This is a genomic window from Actinomycetota bacterium (genome assembly GCA_041658625.1).
Taxonomy (GTDB): Bacteria; Actinomycetota; JAHEXW01; order JAHEXW01; family JAHEXW01; genus JBAZZW01.
Window position 1 is genome coordinate 291,434 of record JBAZZW010000001.1, and the last position, 20,080, is coordinate 311,513.

Here is a 20,080-nt window from a genome sequence, read left to right on the forward strand (position 1 = left end):
CAATCCCCTATTTCAACTTGAAGGTCGACGCCAGTTCGGTAAAATAGCCGGCAAATTTTTCGTAAGATCCGGCTTCCGCCGTGTATTCCAAGGCGTAGCCCGCCTCGTCCTTCAACGAGTAAACAACCTTTTTACGCAGCTCCCCGGTCAACGGCGCGTCTTCACCGACCGCCGCAAAACTCCAAACGACCTCAAGCGCCGGATGGCCGTCGATTATTATTTCCGTCCTGGATGTCTCCGCCACGCCCGGATGGGTCTGCCTTTCCGACTCGGCCATCTGATCGGCCGTCTTAGTCAGGCTGAATGTTGAATTATTAAACCCGTAAATCCGTATGACGGCGGTTTTGTCCGGCGCGGTCGCCGTTATGCCGTCGCCGTTGGCGCTCTGCACTACGGTCCATTCGGCCGGTTCGTCAACCGCATAGCCGTACCTTGAATTTACGTACGAGGAATCGGCGCCGGCGGTTTCCGTCGTTCCGGTGTCCCGGCTTCTGTCCGCGGTCGCTGAGGCGGTAACCTTGGAGTTATTTTTAGACGATGACTTCGCCGGTGTCTGGTCGTCCAGCCACCCGGCGAAGTATCCGTAAACCGCTACCGCGGATAAGCCGGCGACAGCAATAGTCGTCAGCCAAAAGGCCGCGATTTTCTTTGTCTTCTTCTTCATGGCCGAACGACTCCTTTAATCAGGCTCGCGCTGGTCGTTTGGCCCAACTAATAGCATACCTTATCTATCTGACCTCGTCAAAAACCTATACGGACGATTGTCCCATTAATTGGACTAATTTATTCAATCGGCGGCCAGTCGAAAAGATCATGGATCTCAGACGGTGTAACGACAACTATGTCTTCCCAGCGAAGGCCGTAAGCCGTGAATTTTTGGGCCGAGACGACCGTCCTCTTATACGTGGTGCCGGTGGCCGGATCGTAATCGCTGACAAACACGGTGGGTTCGTCGTCCTTGATGACCGCGCCGGGTCTTGTGTTCAAAACCGGGCCGACCGGATAGCCGTTCATCTCTGTTTGTCCTATAACGATGATTTTGCCCCAGTTCAAAGCGTTAGAAATGAACGCGATAGCCGACGAGATCGGCCGCCTTAAGCCTTTTTCCATGATATAGACGTCCGGGGCGCCGGCGACTTTTATCAGACAGCCCTCAGGCTTCGGCGTCGCGTTGACAAGCGGATCCTCGATCGTATATCCGCTGGCGAGTTCACTGTCGGTCACTAGCAAGATATCCGACCATCCCAAACCGACCTGCGAGAAAACCTGCGCCGAGACAATAGGCCGGGCGATATAATGCAAGTTTACGTAATCGTAATCGGTTACATAGACGTCCGGTTTTGACGGCGTTTTAATCAGAGTGCCGGGACGGCAACCCAGGGCCAGGCCGTCCGGGTAGCTGTTAAGCTCGGACTGCGATATCTCGATAACGCGGTCCCAGCGGAGGCCGAAGGCGTTGAAGGCGGTCGCCGAGCCGATCGGCCGCTTTAAGCCCATTTCCAGGAAATAGACGGCGGGAGCGCCAGCCACCTTTACAAGCATGCCGTTGGGATGGGCGCCGATCAAACCGACCACGACCGTCGCGGTCGCGCTATACCCGGAGGCGCTCGCCGTTAGCAGGAAACTGCCGCGCGTCGAGCCGGCCGTATAGGTCGTGCCGACTCCGGTGGCGGGATTGACCGTCCCGCCCGCCGGGCTCCAATTAAGTATCTGGCCGGAAATGGGATTATTGTAAACGTCATAAGCCGAAGCGGTAAACGCCTGCGTCTGACCAGGCTGAACGGCAACCGACACCGGAGCGATCGACAGATGGTTCAGGGCGGCCGGGTTGATTGTAATCGTTGAGCTGGTTCCCGTCCTGGGTGGGTATCCGTACGAAGCGGTTATCGCGGTCGCGCCGGATTTGGTGATCGTAACGTTGCCGGTCCAAACGCCCGCTGTGAAATTACCTGTTTGAACCGGAGAGATCGTGCCGGAGATATCGGTCAAAGACGCCAAGCCGGCAAAGCCCGTCTTAACCGCGCCGGCGGGGTCTCTGGCGGTAACGGTCACGGAAAACGAGCTGCCGGCCGTTTGAGGGCTGCCGGCTTGGACGGTGAAGTGGTCGACGGCAAAACCGCTGTAATTGAGCGCGGCGTAGGAGTCGATCCGTCCGTAGCCATAGTAATTGTCGGGGCCTGGGGTTCCCAGGTCCACCGCCGTGGTCTCGATGGCCGCCTCCACCTGGTCAAGTGTGGCGCTCGGATACTGCGCCAGAACCAGCGAAGCCAAGCCGGCGACGTGCGGGCTGGCCATCGAGGTGCCGCTGCCCGTCCCGTAGGTGTTTGCGCCGGCTGACCAATAAGTGCTGGCAATACTGACCCCCGGAGCGGCCACGTCAACAAAAGAACCGTAGTTCGAGAAACTTGCTCTATTGTCAGTGCTATCCGTCGCGGCTACCCCAATAACGTTACTGCAAGCCGCGGGATAGGTTATCTCCCCGGTAGGATTATTGCCGGACGCGGCTACAATCGTAACACCGCGGGCATAAGCGTAGTTAACGGCGTTCTGAAGAGTCTGGGGATAGCTGGAGGGTCCGCCCAGACTCATGTTGATAACCTTTGCCCCGTGGTCGGCCGCCCAGGTAATTCCGTTGGCGATGTCCGAATCATAGCCGTTTCCGCTGGCGTCCAGCACACGCATCGGCATGATCCGGCTGTACCAGGACATACCGGCGACCCCGATGCCGTTATTCGTGTTCGCGGCCGCGATGCCGGCTACATGCGTCCCGTGACCGTTTTCGTCGGTCGGATCAGGGTCGCCGGCGACAAAGTCATAACCGGCTACCAGTTTGCCGGCGAAGTCGGGGTGGGTTAAAGAAACGCCGGTATCAACAATCGCGATAACCACGCCGGAGCTGCCTCTTTGGATGTCCCAGGCATAATCCGTCCTGGTCTTAGGCATGTTCCACTGATAAGAGTAGTAATAGGTATCGTTGGGAGAGGTAATGGAAACGCTCCGCCGGTAGTCAGGTTCGGCGTATTCGACGGCGGGGTCAAGCTTTAGCTCCTGAATCTTTAGCTCAAGCGGCATTATGTCCGTTATGTCAACGGCTTGCGCACCTAGCCTGCCGATCGTCGCTTCAGTCTTCAGACCGTGTTTCTTATTAATCGCCTGCGACTGTGCCGGCAGCACCCCGGCTTTGTATTTAACAATTATCGCGTCTGAAGTGCGTTCATGTCCGTAGACGGACGCGACTGGCATAAACGCCAAAATAGTCGCAAAACCGGCAATAGCGGCCGTCATCAGCAGTTTTTCGATTTTTACGGGACGAGCGCACAGACGCTTCATGTTTCCCACCTCATAGTTAATATCGGCGCGCTAGCAGGCCATGTTGAGAGATATCGCGAAAAAAGTAAGTATTTACTTGCACATCTTTGAGGAATTATAAGCGGTGTTACTCCTTTAGATCGGGTCGGAGGTCATGTAGTCGGCGATCTCTCCGCCTGTGAGGACGACCAGGTCCTCCCAGTGCAGGCCGACCGGTACATCATATTAATTTTATCAGAAAAACCCAGGCTAATAGCCCAGCGTCTCCATAAATGCAGGCAGGAAGACGTTAAAGGTAGTGGTAGGACTAGCGTAAACCTGTTCTTCCGTCATCTCCACGGTAATCGCCGGGCTGCCATATGCTTGACCTATCCATCTTGTAGCGTCTCCGGATATGAAAAGCCCTCCGGCGACCGGGAGTCCTGTCTTGGCCGAGTAGAGATACGCCAAGTCTTGCCCATGCTGTCCCCAATAAACGTTCCCCTCCATGTCGTGGATTGAAATCATAGCCCGGAAACTTGTCCCCGCGCAAAGATTGGCGATAGCCGCGGTCTCCGGTTCAGAAAAAGGCTGTGGCCCAGGGTAGTTAAACGTAAACGGCGTTCCGGTAACAATCGCCGACATATCGCTCATCGGAGCAAGGCCCGACATCTCCAGTATGGACAACGAGGTTACGTCATATAAGCCCCAATCATTTGTCCAGTAGTTACGGTTCAAGTTAACGCCGCGCGCGTTCCAACGAGTACCGCTTGCCAATCCATCTGGATTTAAGTAAGGCAGGATCCATACCTCGACGTCCGCCGGGATTACCTCAGGGTGTGCTATCAGATGGTTACGGAAGAGTTCCAGCACCCGGCCGCCTTGCGGTTCGTCGCCGTGATGCACGCCGATAAAGAGATACCGGCGATTTCCGTAGCCTATTCTCGTTGCCATAATAGGACGTCCGAGAACCGAGTACCCGATTACATAGTCGATCGGGCGAGTCATAAAGACGTCGTCGTCGGCTTCGTCGGCCAGTTTTGAGCGGGGGGCCGTGAACCAGCCCGGGTTGCTGGCCCATGAGATAGCCGGGGTGAAATTAGTGCCGTCGCTTTTGAAGGTCCAGATCTTGCTGGTGCCTCCGTCGTAGTCGTAGAGAACAGCCAGATCGCTTCTGGTGTCGCCGTTGAAATCGCCGCTGACTATCTTAGAGCGGGAGGCTGTGAACCAGCCGGGATTGCTCGACCAAGAAATAGCCGGGGTGAAGTTCGTGCCGTCGCTCGTGAAGGTCCAGATCTTACTGGTCCCGCCGCCGTAGTCGTAGAGAACAGCCAGATCGCTTCTAGCGTCGCCGTTGAAGTCACCGCTGACAACCTTGGACCGCTTGGCGTTGAACCACCCCGGATTGCTCGCCCAGGCGATAGCCGGTGTGAAGTTCACACCGTTGCTGGTGAACGTCCAGATCTTACTGGTTCCGCCATCGTAATCGTAGAGCACGGATAAGTCGTCAAAACCGTCGTTGTTGAGATCGCCGGAGACAAGCTTGGAACGGGAGGCAGTGAACCAACCAGGTTCACTAGCCCATGAGATAGCCGGGGTGAAGTTCGTGCCGTCGCTCGTGAAGGTCCAGATCTTACTGGTCCCGCCGCCGTAGTCGTAGAGCACGGCGATGTCGTCCAGGCCGTCGTTGTTGAAGTCGCCGCTGACGACCTTGGACCTCTTGGCGTTGAACCAACCGGGATTACTGGCCCACGAGATTGCCGGGGTGAAATTGGCGCCGTCGCTTGTGAAGGTCCAGATCTTGCTGGTGCCTTCGTCGTAGTCGTAAAGGACTGCTAGGTCGCTTTTAGCGTCGCCGTTGAAGTCGCCGCTGACGACCTTGGACCTCTTGGCGTTGAACCAACCGGGATTACTGGCCCACGAGATTGCCGGGGTGAAATTGGCGCCGTCGCTCGTGAAGGTCCAGAACTTGCTGGTGCCCTGGTCGTAGTCGTAGAGTACGCCCAGGTCGCTTTTGGCGTCGCCGGTGAAATCTTTCTCAAGGGCAATCGCTTCAGGGGACAGTCCCGCGCCCAGGGTGAACATAACAGAGGCAAAGAAAACCGTGAGAAACATTTGTCGCCAAACGCGACCTGACCCCCGGCCCATGATTCTCCCCTCGTTAACGGTTATTCCTTGGTTCTATTTTACATCAGAGCGGAGATATCGTTACATAGGCATCGAGTTCCGGGTCCGAGATGGTTTTGATATCCGACCAGGAGAGCCCGTAGGTCGTGAAGACGGCGCCGGACGAGATCGGGCGCTTGTAGGGCACCGGGCTGTCGCAGTCGATGATAAAGACGCCGCTGCCGGAGCCTTTTACCAGCGTGCCGGTGCGCAGGGTGAGGAACTCAGAGGGTGGGGTATACTGCGTGAGTTCGGTGGCAGATATCTTCAAGACGCGGTCCCAGCGCAGGCCCCATGAGTCAAAGGCAAAGGCGCTACCGATGGGACGGGCGTGCCCGTTCTCGATGAAATAGACGGCGGGGGAAGGGTCGACCTGCACCAACATCCCGTTGGGATGTGTCTGCATATATGATATCGGGGGTCTGTCGTAAAGCGCATCTATCTCGCCCTGGGTGAGGACGATGAGGTCCTCCCAGCGCAGGCCGTAGCTGCTGAAGATGCCGGCGTCCCCTATCGGATGTTTCGTTGTCAAATCGCCGTCGTTGTCGGTCACGTAGCAGGCGGGGTCATTCGGTCCCTTGACGACCATCCCGGGCCTAACCATGACCGGTTCGCCTAGCGGAATGTTGTCAAACACAGGTTGGGTGACGGTCTTGATCTTGTCCCAACTGAAAGCGTTGGAAATGAAGCTCAAGCCGCTGGAGATCGGGCGCTTTTTGCCTCCGTCCACGAAATACACGGCGCTGCTTCCATCCAGTTTTATGACACGCCCGTTGGGGAAGTCAGTGTCGATGGCCGGAATCGTTACCGCGGATGATCCGGGAACCGCGTTCGCCGTCGCGGTGACTTGATATGTCCCCGCCGTCGTCCAGGCCGTATAAGTCATCGAAGGCCCGGTCGCCGAAACGCCGCCGCCGGTCGCGGACCAGATGTATGGGAGTCCGCTGATGGCGTTGTGATAGACATCTTGCCCGCTGGCCGTGAAGTTCGACGTCGCCCCAGACAACAAAATGGCTGAACTAGGCGTAACGTCGATGTGGTTAAGCGGTCCTGGATTAATTGTGATCGGAGCAGGGGTTGAAGACTTGGCGCCCGAACTCGCGGTGATGGTGAAGCCGGAGCCGGGCGTGGTTTGCGCGGTAAAAGTCGTTGAAGATCCCGTGCCGGGTGAAACGCTTCCGCCGGTCGCGGTCCAGGTATACGTCAAACCTGATATCGAGTTGCCGAATATGTCTTCCCCTTGGACCGAGAAAGGTTGCGTCCCGCCGGCGGAGACCGCCGCGGCGGCGGGGGTGATATGCAAACGATCAAGCGGTCCTGGATTAATGGTGATCGGAGCAGGGGTTGAAGACTTGGCGCCCGAACTCGCGGTGATGGTGAAGCCGGAGCCGGGCGTGGTTTGCGCCGTAAACGTTGTCGAGCCGCCGGTGGCGGGAAGAACCGTCCCGCCCGTGGCCGTCCAGTCAAAGAACAATCCGCTGATGACATTGTTGTCGGCATCGTAGCCGACCGCGCTAACGGCCTGGCTGGTTCCCGCCTGCAGCGTCAAGGAACCGGGTGTAAGGACGATATGGTCCAAATAAGTCAAGGTTATGATGGCGTTTTGCGTTTTTACGCCTGAAGTAACGGTAATTGTGCCGCTCGTTCCGGTTGCCGGGGCGGTATATGTCGTTGCCGACCCGGTTGTGGGGGCAACCGATCCGTTGACCGCGCTCCAGTTGTAAGTCAGGCCGGCAATGTCGTTGTGGTAAACGTCCTGGCCCTGGACGGAAAAGTTGAGCGAGGCGCCGTGTAAGACCCTTGCGGACCCGGGGGTGATATCCAGGTGATCCAGAGGCCCGGCATAGATGGTTATGCCTTTTGTGGCCGTCTTCGTCGCGCCCGAAGTCGCGCTGACCGTTATCTGGCAGGGACCGGTCTCGGGCGGAGCCGTAAACACGCCCGTCGGCGCTATGGAACCGACGCTCGCGCTCCAGTTGTACGTCAGTCCGGGAATCTCAATCCCTGCATCGTCGTAGCCCTTAGCACTATAGGTCGCGGTGCCGCCTGCTTGAACAGTATCGGGTCCGGCGATTATCGTAACGTGGTCCAGAGGGGTCTGCATTATCGTTATGGCTGACGAGTCTTGAAAACCGCCCGAAGCTGCCGTTATGGTGAAGAAGTCGCCGAACGTGCTTCCGGCTGTATAAACCGTCGCATCCCCGGGGGTCGGACTAGCCGTGCCCCCCGTGGCAGACCAGCTGAAAGTCGTCACTACCGGGTTGAAGTTAGCGTCATGTCCCTGGGCGTAAAATGCCTGCGTCCCGGCGGCCTTCAAGGTCGCGTCGGCCGGGGTGACCGTGACGCTGCTTAGCGCGCCCGAAGCGGGTGCGCTCCCCTGCATTATGTCCCAACTGTAAGAGCCTGAGTTGAATGCTTGTTCTTCGTAAATGAGATTCTGGTGCATGGAAGGATTGCCGTGGTCCAGCCCATTGGTGGTGGTCACTCGAGTCTCGGCTCCGCCTATCGGCCGCAGGTAGATATCCGTTATGGGATTGCCGTCGTAGCTCCGCGTCTCGAGCCAGGCGATGTTCCGGCCGGACACGGTCGGCCGGGTTTGGTTTGCCGAAGTGGAACTTAGCCTTGTTCCCGCGGTCACCGGATCAAGCGGCAGGCCGGCCTTCAGGTCGTAATAATATATCTGCTGGACCGGACGGTTGTCTATGCCAATAGGACCCGGGTCCCAGTCGATTATGATCCTGCTATCAACCCAAACTGCAACGGTTCCGTAGATGGCGGGAGCAACCTGGTCTTCCGTTGCCGTACACAAGCTGCCCGTAGTTCCAGTCGTGATATTCTTGGCCTTTAGGTTGAACCCTACTCCCCCGTACGGGCTTTCCGTCCAGACGACATAGTCGCCATAGATGACGGGGCTGCCCTGGTTAAAGCCGGCGTCCGGTGCCAGCGGGGTGCCGTTGCCGGAATCCCCCAGGCGTTTGGTGTAGATTTGATTCCGGCCGCTTTCGGTTTGCGCCCAAACGACGCGGTCGCCGAAGATCTGCGGCGACGATTTGCTGGTTGAGGAGGTTGTCGTCAAACGATGGGCGGGCCCGGCTGGAGCGTCCCTGTTGATATCCTTGTAATAGAGGTCTCCGAGTTCATGCCAAACGATAATGCTTCCGTAGATGGCGATGCTGGCCTGAAAATTGCCGCTAGGATAGAGCGCCACGTCCGCGCCCGATGGTAGGTTTCTGTAATAAACTTGCGGGTTGGAGCCGATCCGAAGGTCCGTCCAGGCGACGGTGTTGCCGAACGTCGCGCTGGATCCCGAGACAACGGTATGCCCGCCCCCGTTGACAACGGCAACCGCCGATCCTGAAACGAAAAAGTACAGGACTGCCGCGATTATCAAGGGGAGTAAGAATAGCCGAGTCCGGGTAACTCCCGGGGTTTCTACTGTTCGCATAGGCCTTCCAGGCATACCGTAGTCTAATGGCTCGATTTATTGTTACAGTTGTTACGATTCTATCTCAAAAACCGGTCCGTTGTCAAGTCTGAACAGGAGAAATTGTGTAATTACTAGAAGGTTTGAGGGCTTCAGAGAACTTTGGCCCCCTCACCTTTATCCTCTCCCCGCAGAGGAGAGGAGATTCTTTAGTGGCAGGCGACCGTGCAAGTGAACGGACCGGGCGGGGAACCGCCCATATTCATATCCGGCCGAATCATTCCGGACGTCGTCGCGCTGCCGTGCATGTTATGGCAAGTGGCGCAGTTGACGCCGCGGTTGCTATGCAACCGGTGGTCCTTTTCGCTTTCAATTCTGTTCCACGTATAATTCCCCGCCGGCGTCGCCGCGCCGGGGCCGTAGAATGTCACATTGTGGCACGTATAGCACAACAGATATGAATTGGATGGCGGCAACCCCGCGTACGGTTTCCTTAAGAAATACGCGTTGGCCGAGCCGTGCCGCATCTGCTGCGGCGCCAAAGCGTCTTTGCCGTGACAGTCGCCGCACAAGAGCCGGCTTGTCTGATTCCACGCGCCCACGAACGAACCGGCCGGCATGTCGCTCCGTTTTCCGGCCGCCATGACAGCATGATAGGAGGCGTTGTTCGGGTTCAGTTCTTCGGCTACGTCGCGCGGCCCGACCAGCGGAACCGACGCGCCGGAGTGACATTTATAACAGAGCTGGTAGTCCTTAACGACGTGGGGCACGAGCGTATAGGTGGTTGTCGCGCCGTAAACAGGCTCGTACCCCGTCGAGCCCCAGACGGGAGCGGCTTTCGTCACGGAATGAGGGTCATGACAGCCGGTGCAGACGCCCATAGCTTCAATACGATGTCCGTATGGATGCGCTTTGACTACATCACCGAGCGCAATCGGGCCCGGTTCGTCGGCCAGGCCTACCGTGTTCATGCCGGCCATCGAATATACGGACGGCGCCGCCAGATCGGCCACACCGTGTGAAAAAACGGACACCGCGTTCGCGCTCAACACGACGACATCCGGGCTTCCGTCCGCGTTCACGTCGCCGATGGCGACGCCTTTGCTGTCGGTCGCGCCGGCGTCATAGGCGCGCGCGCTATTGTCGTTCATATTGAAGACGGCTATCCTGCCGTTAACTGTCTGTCCGCTGGGCCACATCGGATGGCCGACGACGACGATCTCTTGGCCCGGCGCGTTATCGATGACATTACCGACGGCCACGTCCCAAGCGGCCGTGGCGTCCCCGTTATCCAGAGTCCCGGCCAAGGTGAGATTTCCGTTCAGGTCGGCGTTGAAAACGGTAATATTGTCCGCCGTATAAGGCGGATTTTCGTTGTAGGCGGTTTGGCCTTCATAGCCGTGATTGGCGACGACCACCTCGGCGGTACCGTCACCGTCAACGTCGCCCAAAGCCAGCCCGTAGGTATACGTGCCGCCGGCGGCAAACGGCCCCACTCTCGTTAAGACGGCGCCTGATTGCTTAAAGACCGTTATGTTATTCGTCCCGTAATTGGTGACCACAACCTCGGGTACGCCGTCTCCCGTAATGTCGCCGATGGCCACCTTTCTAGGTTCGTTGCCCCCTGTAAGGTAGTTAGTCGCGCCGGTCACGGCATCACCGATTATGTTCAGAACGCTGATTACTCCCGGCGAGCCCATCAACGCGACGACGGTTTCGTTGCTTGTGTCAGAATTGACGTCGCCGACGGCAACTCCGTAACCGCCCCGGTTGCTAAACATCTTGGCCGCCGTCAACGAAAAACCGTCGACGGACCTGACCCAGACGCCCAAGGTGCTCGAAGCCCCGCTGGTAATCGTCCCGACGACGGCGTTCCGGCCTACATTGGTCGCGTCACCGACGGCGATACCGCGCAACCTGGGAGGAAACGACAGGGTCGGCGTCCTGTATTCTTTCGGTCCTTTTAGCGCTGCTCCGGAAACTGTGAAAGTGTCTTGCGAGAAGACTCGCGTCCCGGCGTAGAAAGGTTGGCCGAAGACGGTTTCAGGATACCCAACTCCGGTTATGACTTCATTGTCGGCTCGTATGGTATATGGGGATGGTTCCGGATGACAGGCGCCGCAAAGATCCTTATCCGCGTTGACCCTGAGTTTGGCTTGCGTGCCTCCGTGCGGCTCGTGACATATGCTGCACTTGATCTTTGTGCCGGTCGTGGGATCCGGAAATACCGTCGTCTGGCCGGCGTCGGTGTTGTTGTGTCCGTTGTTGGTTTCAAAATAACGGCGGTCGACAATGATCCCGTTTACTCCGTGACAGGCATAGCAGTACGGATTGCCCTGGTAGGATACGCTGCCGTCCGCGGCTTTGCTTCTAAGCAGCGCCGGATAGGAGCGGCCGGCCGTTTCCTGGCTGCCGTGCGGATCGTGGCAATCCGTACAGTTCATGGTATGTTGGGCGTCGCCCGCATAAACGGTGTCCTGAATCGGATGATGGGCGGAACCCGTGTCAAACTCCGTCGCCACGTCGTAGACACTTCCGGTACCGTTATGGCAGGTATAACAAAGTTGCGACTGGAATCGCGTCGCTCCGAAGCGGAGGATGCCGGGCGCGAAAATGCCGGTATGGGTGCCATGGCACAGCGCGCACAGATCGCTGTCAATCTGATAGTTGCCGTGCGGGAGGCCCGGCCTCGTCGTATTGTTAACCGCTACGGAGACGGTCGCGGACGATTGATTTCCCAACGCGTCGAACACCGTTAGCCTGAACGTATACATCTCGTTTTCCAGCCGGTAGGTGTTGAACGTCGCCAGGGTTCCCGCGGTAACCGGAGTCGTGTACGTTCCGTGTTTCAGCCAGGACACCGGCGACGTACCCTTACCGTACTCGAGCACGTAATGGTCGAAAGCCGGCATATCCGCGGACGCCGTGCCGATCAAAGGTAACGGCCCGCTGACTGCCTGGCCCGACAACGGCGACGTAATCTGAGCAGTGGTCGCGGCCAGGTTGAAGATTCCCATGACGAGAGCGAGAATCATGATGATTTTTCTTAAGACGCTCATCCGCCTCATGGTACGTCCTTGGACAATTCGACTAGATCGCCGTAAAGATCCTTAGGGGCACCTCCGGTTGATTGCATCTCCAACATGACGACAACCCCGCCTACTTTGTAGGCCAGCACCGCCAGTTTCTGACTGTCCGTACCGAAAAAAGCGGTTTGGCCGTTGATCTGCGGCGTCCTCTGGTCGGCCGCATAGTAGGTTTTAATCTGAGTGTTGATGAACTCGCCGGCCTCCGCTTCAGACCCGGCTTGGTCAAGCTGAATGGTCAGAAGCGATACCTTCGGATGAACAGCGACGTTCGACTGGTATAAACGGCTGGCGTTAAGGCCGCTGCTACTCGACGAAATCTGAGTATATCCGGCCAGACTGCTGGGGAAAAGGCCGTTTAAGTCCCCGGAGTAACCTGGCGGCTGGTCTTCGGCGGGCGGCGGATTGCTCGGCGTTCCGCCGGGTTGGCTTCCCGGTGAAGATCCGCCCGCCAGCACGCCGACGTCGGCGATTTCCTTGTTCAGGCCAGGAAAAGACGGGTCGGTAACCTTGATAGTCTGTAGGATGCTGGCGGCTTTTTTATAGTCGCCTTTTTTCTTAGCCGCCTTTTCTTTAGCCCACAACCTTTCCAAATATTTATGTTTCTGACAGGTCGATTCCTTGACGTCGACATTATATGAACCGGCATTCCAGCGGAAAACCCATTTCGTATAGGTACCGTCGTCGATCAGGTGTTTATACTTGCAGACCGTCTCCGTACCCGTCTTGACCGGCGTGATAAGCGCGAATACAAGAAGGGGGAGGATAACGACAACAGCGATGATTGCCGTGAGCACGCGTTCGCGCCGCACGAACTTTAAGATTCCGGTAATTAATGTCACCACAGTCTCCAGGCTCGGATAAACCAGGGAGGGTTTTCTTGTAGCAAGTATAACAAGCTTTTGACCATATGTAAATGGTCATATACTGTTCCATCAGCGAATACGGTGATATCGCCGTCCCTTTTACTTGTATCTAAAGGCACGTAAAATAAGCCGCGACGTGGTATAATGGAGCATAATATGAGTCCAAAAGTCACCAAGGCCGTCATCTTGACGGCCTCTGTCATCATCATCGCCGTCATCCTGGGCGCGTCCGCTTGGTTATTTTGGAAACCGTCCAACCGCGCGCAAACCGGTCAACAGGTAGCCTTTGTTTCCCGGCGGGATTTCCCCAAATCCGTCACGCAAGAAGAGTCGGCCATTTATGTAATGAACACCGACGGAACCGGCCAGACCAGGATTACGGACAACTCGCTGGCGAATTCCAGCCCGCAATGGTCGAAGGACGGAAAGGAAATCGTCTTTGTCCAGAAAGAGGACGTCTACGGGATGAAAGGCGACGGCTACGGGCGGATGAAACTGGCGGTCCGGGGCGCTTTCCCCCAGTGGTCGCCCGACGGAAAACGAATTATCTTCACGCGGCAGACCACGACGCAGGATTTCCATTTGTTCATCATGAACAGCGACGGTACTAAGAAACGCGTCCTGGTCACAGGTCACGTTACGCAGTTTCAATGGTCCCCGGACGGGCGGAGCATCGCCTATACGCAAGGACGGTCCGGCCCGACCAGCCAGGCCGCGATTCACGTAATCGATCCGGATTCCAAGGCCGACATAACGCTGCCTTCCCCCGAAGGCGGCGACGCCAACAGCCCTTGCTGGTCGCCCGACGGTAAGCAGATCGTTTTCGGATCGTTCCTGGGTGAACAAAGGGCGGACATTTACGTAATCGACGTCGCCACGAAAGAGACGCGCAAGCTTGACTTACCCGATGACGTCGGTCCCTGGCGCTGGCAACCGGCCTGGTCGAGCAACGGTAGACAGATAGCCTTTCTGTCGTCCGTCAATCCGCCCTGGAGCGCGAAAAAAGAGTCGGTCAACATGGCGGCGGTCATGGCCGACGGAACAGGCGCGAGATTGCTTACAAACCTGAAAGACTGGCGGTTCGCTTCGGACTTCGTGTGGGCGGACGACGCCCTGATCTTCGTACTGGGCGAGATTAAAGAGAAAAACGGCAAGAAAGAAACATCCACCAACATCTGGTCGGTCGGTATAGACGGAAAGACCAAACGGCTTACCACAACGGGCAAAGACTCCGCCCCTAACTGGGCACTCCGATAGTAAGTTCTCGATTCGCTGGCGCTCACTCGAACAATATTAAGTATTCCTCGACCGAGCGTAGCGAGTGGAGAGGTGCGGTTAGTCGATTTTTCTAGTTAGCCCGTAGGCGGTTTCCCACAAACCGATGTTTTTTTCAATCATGCGGGTAGAGGCGAATTCTTTCGCCTTGGCACCGATTCGAATCCGCAGGTCTTCTTCCTCGATTAAGCGGCGAAGATACTTCAGCCAGTCCTTGGCGTTGCCGGCCAGGAAACCGTTTACGCCGTGGATGACGCTTGCCTCATACGAATCAACTTTAGACGCGACCGTCGGGATACCCAAGGCGGCGTACTCCAGAAACTTTAAGTCGCTCTTGCAGTTATTGAAATGTACATCGGCCAGCGGGACTAGGCCGATGTCAAACCCCCGGAGCAGCTTCGCGTAGTCCTCGATCGGCACGGACTCCAATCCTACGGCTCGCTCGTGCTCATTAAGCGGAACTTCACCGGCGCCGGCGATATGGAACTCGATGTCCGGATATTCCTCCAATAAGTGATCGATGACGCCCTGCAGGACCTTTAGATCATCCCAATGCGCCTCGCCGCCGGCCCACCCGATCACCAACCGCTCGCCTTTTTTCTTATTTTTCTTTTCGACCCGCCACTGTTCTTCTGGCAACATATTCGGTAGAATCGCGACACTGGGATTAAAGCGGCCGAGCAGCGTCGCCAGACGGGGCGTGGTCGTCGTTACCACCTTGACCCTCCTGATTGCTTCTTCGGTCATCTTAAGGCTTCCCGGCCGATTCCAAAACTCGTAAGCCGGATTCGTTTTGCTTAAGTTCCACAGATTATCGTCAATCTCGTAAACGGTTGTTTTTCCCATTGAATTAGCAGTCTCGATGGCTTCGATTACACTCGAGCTGCATTGTCTTTGCCAAACGATTACATCTAAGAGGGAGATTTCGTTTGTCTGCAGCGCGCTGTTCAGCATAACGTGGTGCCCGCGCTCGCTAAGCACCAGGCCTGGTACGTGGCAGCGGTACCATCCGCACGCTCTGTAGTCGCCGACGACGTAAAATATCTCTTTGCCTTTTTGGCGTTTCTTACCCACGCTTATCTCCTGTGCGGACGATTCGCCGTAAATGAAATGCTTGCGTACAAGACCGCGGCCGCTATGTAAGCGATTATGAAGCCTACGGCGACGAGCAGCGGGACGTTCGTCATCCCCTTTTCAATCACCTTAACGTACGGCGTGCTTATGCCGTGCTGGATTTCCGCCGGGATACCCGGCAGCCAGGAAACGACCGGCGTATCACCGATAAACGGGACGACTGCCAGAAGAAGGCCGGAAAACACCGCCCACAGAAAGGCCTTGGGGCCCGAGTAGGCGCGCTGGAACAACCGCAGCGCGACAGAGAGATTGACCGAGGCCGCCAGCAAAACCAGCAATCCGAAAAGGCTATTGTAAGCGAACGTCATAAACGTCGTCGTGTAGGGCTGTCCGGAATCCAAAGCGCCGCTCAAGGTAGTCGTACTGACCGGCCAGAAAAGACCCAGAAGAGCCCAGGCGAGGCCGGCGGCGCCCAAAGCCAATAGAATCCTAACGAAAATTCCGGCTGCTGTTTGCTTGTTGGGCCCCCTCACCTTAATCCTCTCCCCCCGGGGGAGAGGATTCTGTGGAGACTTTATCCTTTCCATACGGCCGTCACCCCCGTTACCGAGATAAGACATCCCACGACAATCGGAACCCACAAGAACGGCGTCGGCAAGAAACCCCCGCCGACGGATTGCTCCACGCCGATCAAAAGGGTGATGATGACCGGGCTGAGGAAAATCGCCGACGAAGCCGTCGAGGCGGGCAGCCTCTTCGCAAGCTTTGATAACAGGAAAATGGGCAGCGCCACGCCGATAGCTCCGGTGGCGGCCAGGATGGCATATCCTTCCGGCGTGATGGCTAAGAATCCCCTTACACCATTAAAACCGATAGCGGCGACCAGGAGAACGGGCACGGCCAACCAGACGGTGAGCGTCGTTAGGTCGGCAACCGGGCGGGTCTTGGCCTGACGCCAGAGGAGAACGATGAACCAGGCCACCAGCGCGGCCGATAAAACCAGGATTGTTTCCTCAAAAGGTAACCTGGAGAACGGCGAAAACGAGCTCGGCCGCTCCCAGTTGCCGACGACGGCTATCCCTCCCAGAAGCGCCGCCGCCGAGCCGGCCATCATGCCCAGCGTCGGCTTTTCGGCTTTAGACAGCCAGGCGATCACCACGACGAATATCGGAATAGTCTCCAAAAGGAAAACAACATCGCTGCCGGACGGGGCATAACTGTAGCGTTTGACGACCATCAAAAGGTAGCCGAGGCCGAGCGACAGCGCCATCGCGATGGCGAGCGACGGTTCTTTCCGCCGGCCCTCCTTCCAGTCTTTAATCAGCTCATCGAGGAGGCGGGAGGTGTGCCGGCTGTAAAATAAACCCAGAATCACGGCCGCCGACACGAACTGGACGGCCACGCCGGCAGCCGGCGGTGCGATGTTCCACGTAAGGAAAGTCAAGGTAACGCCCAGCGCCCACGCGACGGCGAACAGCAACCATATAAAGAACGTTTTAAGTCCAGACATGTCTTTAATCATACAGGATTGCCTCTTTATTGTTTTGGGGTCAGGCACGGGGCCAGGCCCCGTGCCTGACCCCAAACGCTGAACGGGGCGGAGAGTTAACTCCGCCCCGTTCAAGCAATGCTTTCAGACGCTTACGAAAGAACCTAGATGGCTTCTTCCGGCGCGCCTGCCAGTTCCAAACGCCTACGGTATAGGGCGTAAATGCCGCCGAACAATAATGTCGGCAGAACTAGCGCCTTGGATACCGGTGCGTTCATCAACCGCCCAAGCATCGGGGAGATGTGATCCTCGATATATGGGTCAGTCGTCGGCGGATTGAAGGGCTTGTTGCTGGCCCAGAACATGTGGCCATCGTTGCTGTCGCCCACTATGTACTTATAACCTGCCTTCTTGGCATTGATTTCAGTCATAGTACCGTAAGAAAGGGCTTTGGCCGGGCATGTCTCTACGCAAGCGGGGCCTCCGGTCCGGCTGTAGCACATGTCACACTTATATGCTTTCAGACCCGGATCGGCTGTTCCCACTTTCGGGTAGCCGCCGCGGTGGCATTTACCGGCACAAGGCCGGCCGGCCGCGACGCACTTCGCATCCGCAGGGTTACAGACCGCTCGGTCCACATAGACAGCGCCGTTTGACGCTTTCTTGATGGCATAGAGCGGGCACGCGGTAGCGCATGTCGGTGCGTTGCAGTGCCAGCAGCTATACCGAACGAACGGAGGACCGTCGTTGGACTTCTGTGCCTTGATGACCGTCGGGTCGTCGAACTGGACCGACTGGGCGTTTCCGGACACATTTCCTAAGCCCTGGGCTCGCTGGCAAGCAACCTGGCAACCGCGGCACTTCATGCACTTATCAATCTCTTGCAGTATCGCGTATGCTGTATTTCCCATTAGGTATCACACCTCCTTTATACTTTAGCTATGCTGCATAAGCAGACTTTGAACTCGGGCATTTTGATGTTCATGTCCATAGCGTCGATGGTTACCAGGTTGGCGCTGGGGCCTGTGCTTAAGCCTTTATTACCCCAATGCCACGGGATAGCCACGACACCTGACTTGACCAGCTGGTTCGCCGCGGTTCCGGTGCCTACGATGGCTTTGAACGGACCCGCGGTTGCCCGCGCCGTGGTGACGTTGACCGAATCGCCGTTGCTGATTCCCTTGGCCGCCGCGTCCAGCGAGTTGATCTCGATGAACGGTTCAGGCACAAGCTCGTTCAGCCACGGAACGTTCCGCGTCGTCGGACCACCTTGGAAGTGCTCCGTAACGCGAATGGTTGTCAAGACGAGAGGGTACGTCCCAACCGTTCCGTCGATGCCCGTCGAAGCGTTGCCGGTCTTGCCGTACTTGGCCAATGCGACCGTGTTCGGCGTTTCGTGATTGTCCCAGTGCTTCGGCATCCTGGCGGGATCCGCGGCCACGCAAGTGGTCCCGTCTCCGCCGTTGACGTCGCTCAACTTACTGTAAGCGCGATAGAACCAGGAGTAAGCTACCGGGACCGGGGCCGCCGTAGTGCCGCTGTGGACGTAGAACCTGCCCACGCTATCCGGCGCTACGAACAAGTCGGCCTGGTCGCCGGCTACTGAACCGTTGTTGTAGAAAATACGACGGTTGTTGAGCCACGCCCATCCCCAGCTCGGGTATATACCCTTGTTTGCGCTGGAGTCTGTCGTGCTCCGGCTCTTGGCCTTGTTGTTCGGACTGCGGCTGTAATCCCAAGGTACAGTGGATCCCCAGTCGGTAACGGCAGTATTGTGCCAGGCACCGCGGTAGATCCAAAGCGAACCCCAATCTCCGGATGTCGTTTGGTCCGAAGCAAGCTGCTTGAAGATGTTCTCAGCAACCGTCGGAGCGTTAAACGACGGGTCGCCCGGCGTCCAACCGTACTGACTGCCGTATAACCCCGCGTAAGTCGCGCCTGGAATATGGGAGAACGCGCTTCCGCCGACGTTGTCGAACAACGCTTTGGCCAAACGGAGCAGAATCTCTGTGTCGTTCTTGCTATTCCCCTTAGGAGGGATAGCTTGATAGCGCCACTGGATCCAGCGACCCGAGTTCGTAACCGAGCCTTCTTCCTCGACAAAGCTGCAAGACGGCAGGAGATAGGTTACCCCATCAGCCTTCCTGTCGCAGCCGGCCGTCTCAGTCACGAACATGTCCGAAACGACCAGTGTGTCCAGATCGCGCAGGCCTGTGGTGATCAAGTTGAGGTTCGGCTCCGTTACGGCCGGGTTCTGTCCGAAGACGAACATGGCCTTGACCCGAGCTGCTTCCGGTGTCGCGGCAGCGGCATTCTGGAACATCTCGCGATGGTTGTAGCCGTTGCCTTTCGGCAAGAGGTCGAAGTTGCTGTTATTGGTCGCATCATATTCCGCGGCCACAGGCGTCGCCCCCTGGCGGAACCAGTGCCAGATCAGGTTCCTGAAGCCAGTCTGCTGTAGACCGGTCCAGTACGGAGGAGCAGCTGCTTTTACGTTACCGAACAGCTTGTCCATGTAGTCGTTGTACACCGAGCCTGAGCCGGTTGCCGGAGGAACGTCCGAATAACCAGGCATGCTGGAGTACAGCACACCCATGTCGGTCGAACCCTGAACGTTGTGAATACCCCGAAGGGCGTTCACGCCGCCGCCGGCCATACCCATGTTGCCCAAGAGAAGCTGCAGCATGGAATAAGCGCGCAGGTCCTGCGCCGCGTGGGAGAACTGAGTTCCGCCCATCGCGTAGAGGATAGTGCCCGCGCCCTGGCTGGCAGGATCGGTCACGTAGGCCGCGAATGCATCAAAAGCCGCGGCTCCGCCGGGGATGTCGCAAATGCTCGCGACCTCGGCCGAGGTGTAGTGCGACGCGCGCTCCTTCATAACGTTGAACACGCTGTCGGGATTGGTTTGCCAATCCGTCAGCACTACGGGCATACCGTAAACCGTGCTACCGTCAGTAAACGTGACGTCAGCGCGCTCGTAGTCCGTACGATCCACCCGTAACTTGAACGTCGCGTCCGTCCATTTCGGCCATCCACCCAACAGCGATCCGTTTTGAGTACCGTCGATCGTTGTTATGAATTTCTGGATATCAACTCCACCGCTGGTTTTACCCCAGAACTTACGCGTCGCAATCTTCTCGCTGATATAGGTGCTAGCGAAGCGATTGTTCGCGATCGCGTAGTTCAACAGGCCCTGCGTGAGGGCGCCGTTCGTACCGGGGCGCATCCTTAAGTGGAAGTCCGCAGCGGATGCGGTGCGGGTTCTCCGCGGGTCGGCAACGACGATCTTCGCTCCGGCGGCTTTCGCCTCCATCACGTATTGCCAGACTACGGGGTGGTTCTCGGCGGGGTTAGCCCCCAACACCATGATCAACTTAGCGTTCTTAACGTCGATCCAGTGGTTGGTCATACT

The 20,080-nt window shown here is 57.3% G+C and carries 12 protein-coding genes; 1 reads left to right on the plus strand and 11 read right to left on the minus strand.

Features of this window, described 5'->3' with window-relative positions:
- Positions 1–7: 7 nt before the first annotated feature.
- The 6 genes from WC891_01380 to WC891_01405 form a co-directional block, all read right to left on the minus strand.
- A complete protein-coding gene (locus tag WC891_01380) occupies positions 8–664 on the minus strand; it encodes a hypothetical protein (protein ID MFA5866607.1) in 657 nt (218 codons plus the stop codon).
- A 119-nt stretch (positions 665–783) separates the two neighbouring features.
- Entirely contained in the window at positions 784–3,330 is a 2,547-nt protein-coding gene (locus tag WC891_01385) for a S8 family peptidase (GenBank protein MFA5866608.1), read from the minus strand.
- A 228-nt stretch (positions 3,331–3,558) separates the two neighbouring features.
- Positions 3,559–5,436, minus strand: coding sequence for an FG-GAP-like repeat-containing protein (locus WC891_01390; protein MFA5866609.1), 1,878 nt, complete (start codon positions 5,434–5,436; stop codon positions 3,559–3,561).
- A 43-nt stretch (positions 5,437–5,479) separates the two neighbouring features.
- Positions 5,480–8,845: a hypothetical protein gene (locus WC891_01395; protein ID MFA5866610.1), complete on the minus strand. Its 3,366-nt coding sequence runs from the start codon at positions 8,843–8,845 to the stop codon at positions 5,480–5,482.
- Positions 8,846–9,087: 242 nt separating this feature from the next.
- On the minus strand, positions 9,088–11,937 hold the full coding sequence (locus tag WC891_01400) for a cytochrome c3 family protein (GenBank protein ID MFA5866611.1): 2,850 nt from the start codon (positions 11,935–11,937) through the stop codon (positions 9,088–9,090).
- 5 nt (positions 11,938–11,942) lie between these two features.
- Positions 11,943–12,806, minus strand: a complete 864-nt coding sequence (locus WC891_01405) for a hypothetical protein (GenBank protein ID MFA5866612.1) — start codon at positions 12,804–12,806, stop codon at positions 11,943–11,945.
- Positions 12,807–12,986: 180 nt separating this feature from the next.
- On the opposite strand from WC891_01405, the gene WC891_01410 reads away from it, so the two are divergent.
- Positions 12,987–14,087, plus strand: coding sequence for a hypothetical protein (locus tag WC891_01410; GenBank protein ID MFA5866613.1), 1,101 nt, complete (start codon positions 12,987–12,989; stop codon positions 14,085–14,087).
- A gap of 78 nt (positions 14,088–14,165) precedes the next feature.
- Here WC891_01410 and WC891_01415 read toward each other — a convergent pair whose 3' ends face one another.
- The 5 genes from WC891_01415 to WC891_01435 form a co-directional block, all read right to left on the minus strand.
- Positions 14,166–15,179 (minus strand): glycosyltransferase, encoded by a 1,014-nt coding sequence (locus tag WC891_01415; protein MFA5866614.1) that lies wholly within the window; start codon positions 15,177–15,179, stop codon positions 14,166–14,168.
- A gap of 2 nt (positions 15,180–15,181) precedes the next feature.
- Positions 15,182–15,712 (minus strand): hypothetical protein, encoded by a 531-nt coding sequence (locus tag WC891_01420; protein MFA5866615.1) that lies wholly within the window; start codon positions 15,710–15,712, stop codon positions 15,182–15,184.
- A 41-nt stretch (positions 15,713–15,753) separates the two neighbouring features.
- Positions 15,754–16,689: an EamA family transporter gene (locus tag WC891_01425; protein MFA5866616.1), complete on the minus strand. Its 936-nt coding sequence runs from the start codon at positions 16,687–16,689 to the stop codon at positions 15,754–15,756.
- 143 nt (positions 16,690–16,832) lie between these two features.
- On the minus strand, positions 16,833–17,579 hold the full coding sequence (locus WC891_01430; protein ID MFA5866617.1) for a 4Fe-4S dicluster domain-containing protein: 747 nt from the start codon (positions 17,577–17,579) through the stop codon (positions 16,833–16,835).
- Between the two features lie 17 nt (positions 17,580–17,596).
- Positions 17,597–20,077: a molybdopterin-dependent oxidoreductase gene (locus tag WC891_01435; protein ID MFA5866618.1), complete on the minus strand. Its 2,481-nt coding sequence runs from the start codon at positions 20,075–20,077 to the stop codon at positions 17,597–17,599.
- Positions 20,078–20,080: the final 3 nt, after the last annotated feature.

Bases quoted from the DNA above. Each gene is read 5' to 3' on its own strand.
- WC891_01380 (MFA5866607.1), bottom strand. From the start codon at position 664: ATGAAGAAGAAGACAAAGAAAATCGCGGCCTTTTGGCTGACGACTATT.
- WC891_01385 (MFA5866608.1), bottom strand. From the start codon at position 3,330: ATGAAGCGTCTGTGCGCTCGTCCCGTAAAAATCGAAAAACTGCTGATG.
- WC891_01390 (MFA5866609.1), bottom strand. From the start codon at position 5,436: ATGGGCCGGGGGTCAGGTCGCGTTTGGCGACAAATGTTTCTCACGGTT.
- WC891_01400 (MFA5866611.1), bottom strand. From the start codon at position 11,937: ATGAGCGTCTTAAGAAAAATCATCATGATTCTCGCTCTCGTCATGGGA.
- WC891_01410 (MFA5866613.1), top strand. From the start codon at position 12,987: ATGAGTCCAAAAGTCACCAAGGCCGTCATCTTGACGGCCTCTGTCATC.
- WC891_01425 (MFA5866616.1), bottom strand. From the start codon at position 16,689: ATGTCTGGACTTAAAACGTTCTTTATATGGTTGCTGTTCGCCGTCGCG.
- WC891_01430 (MFA5866617.1), bottom strand. From the start codon at position 17,579: ATGGGAAATACAGCATACGCGATACTGCAAGAGATTGATAAGTGCATG.
- WC891_01435 (MFA5866618.1), bottom strand. From the start codon at position 20,077: ATGACCAACCACTGGATCGACGTTAAGAACGCTAAGTTGATCATGGTG.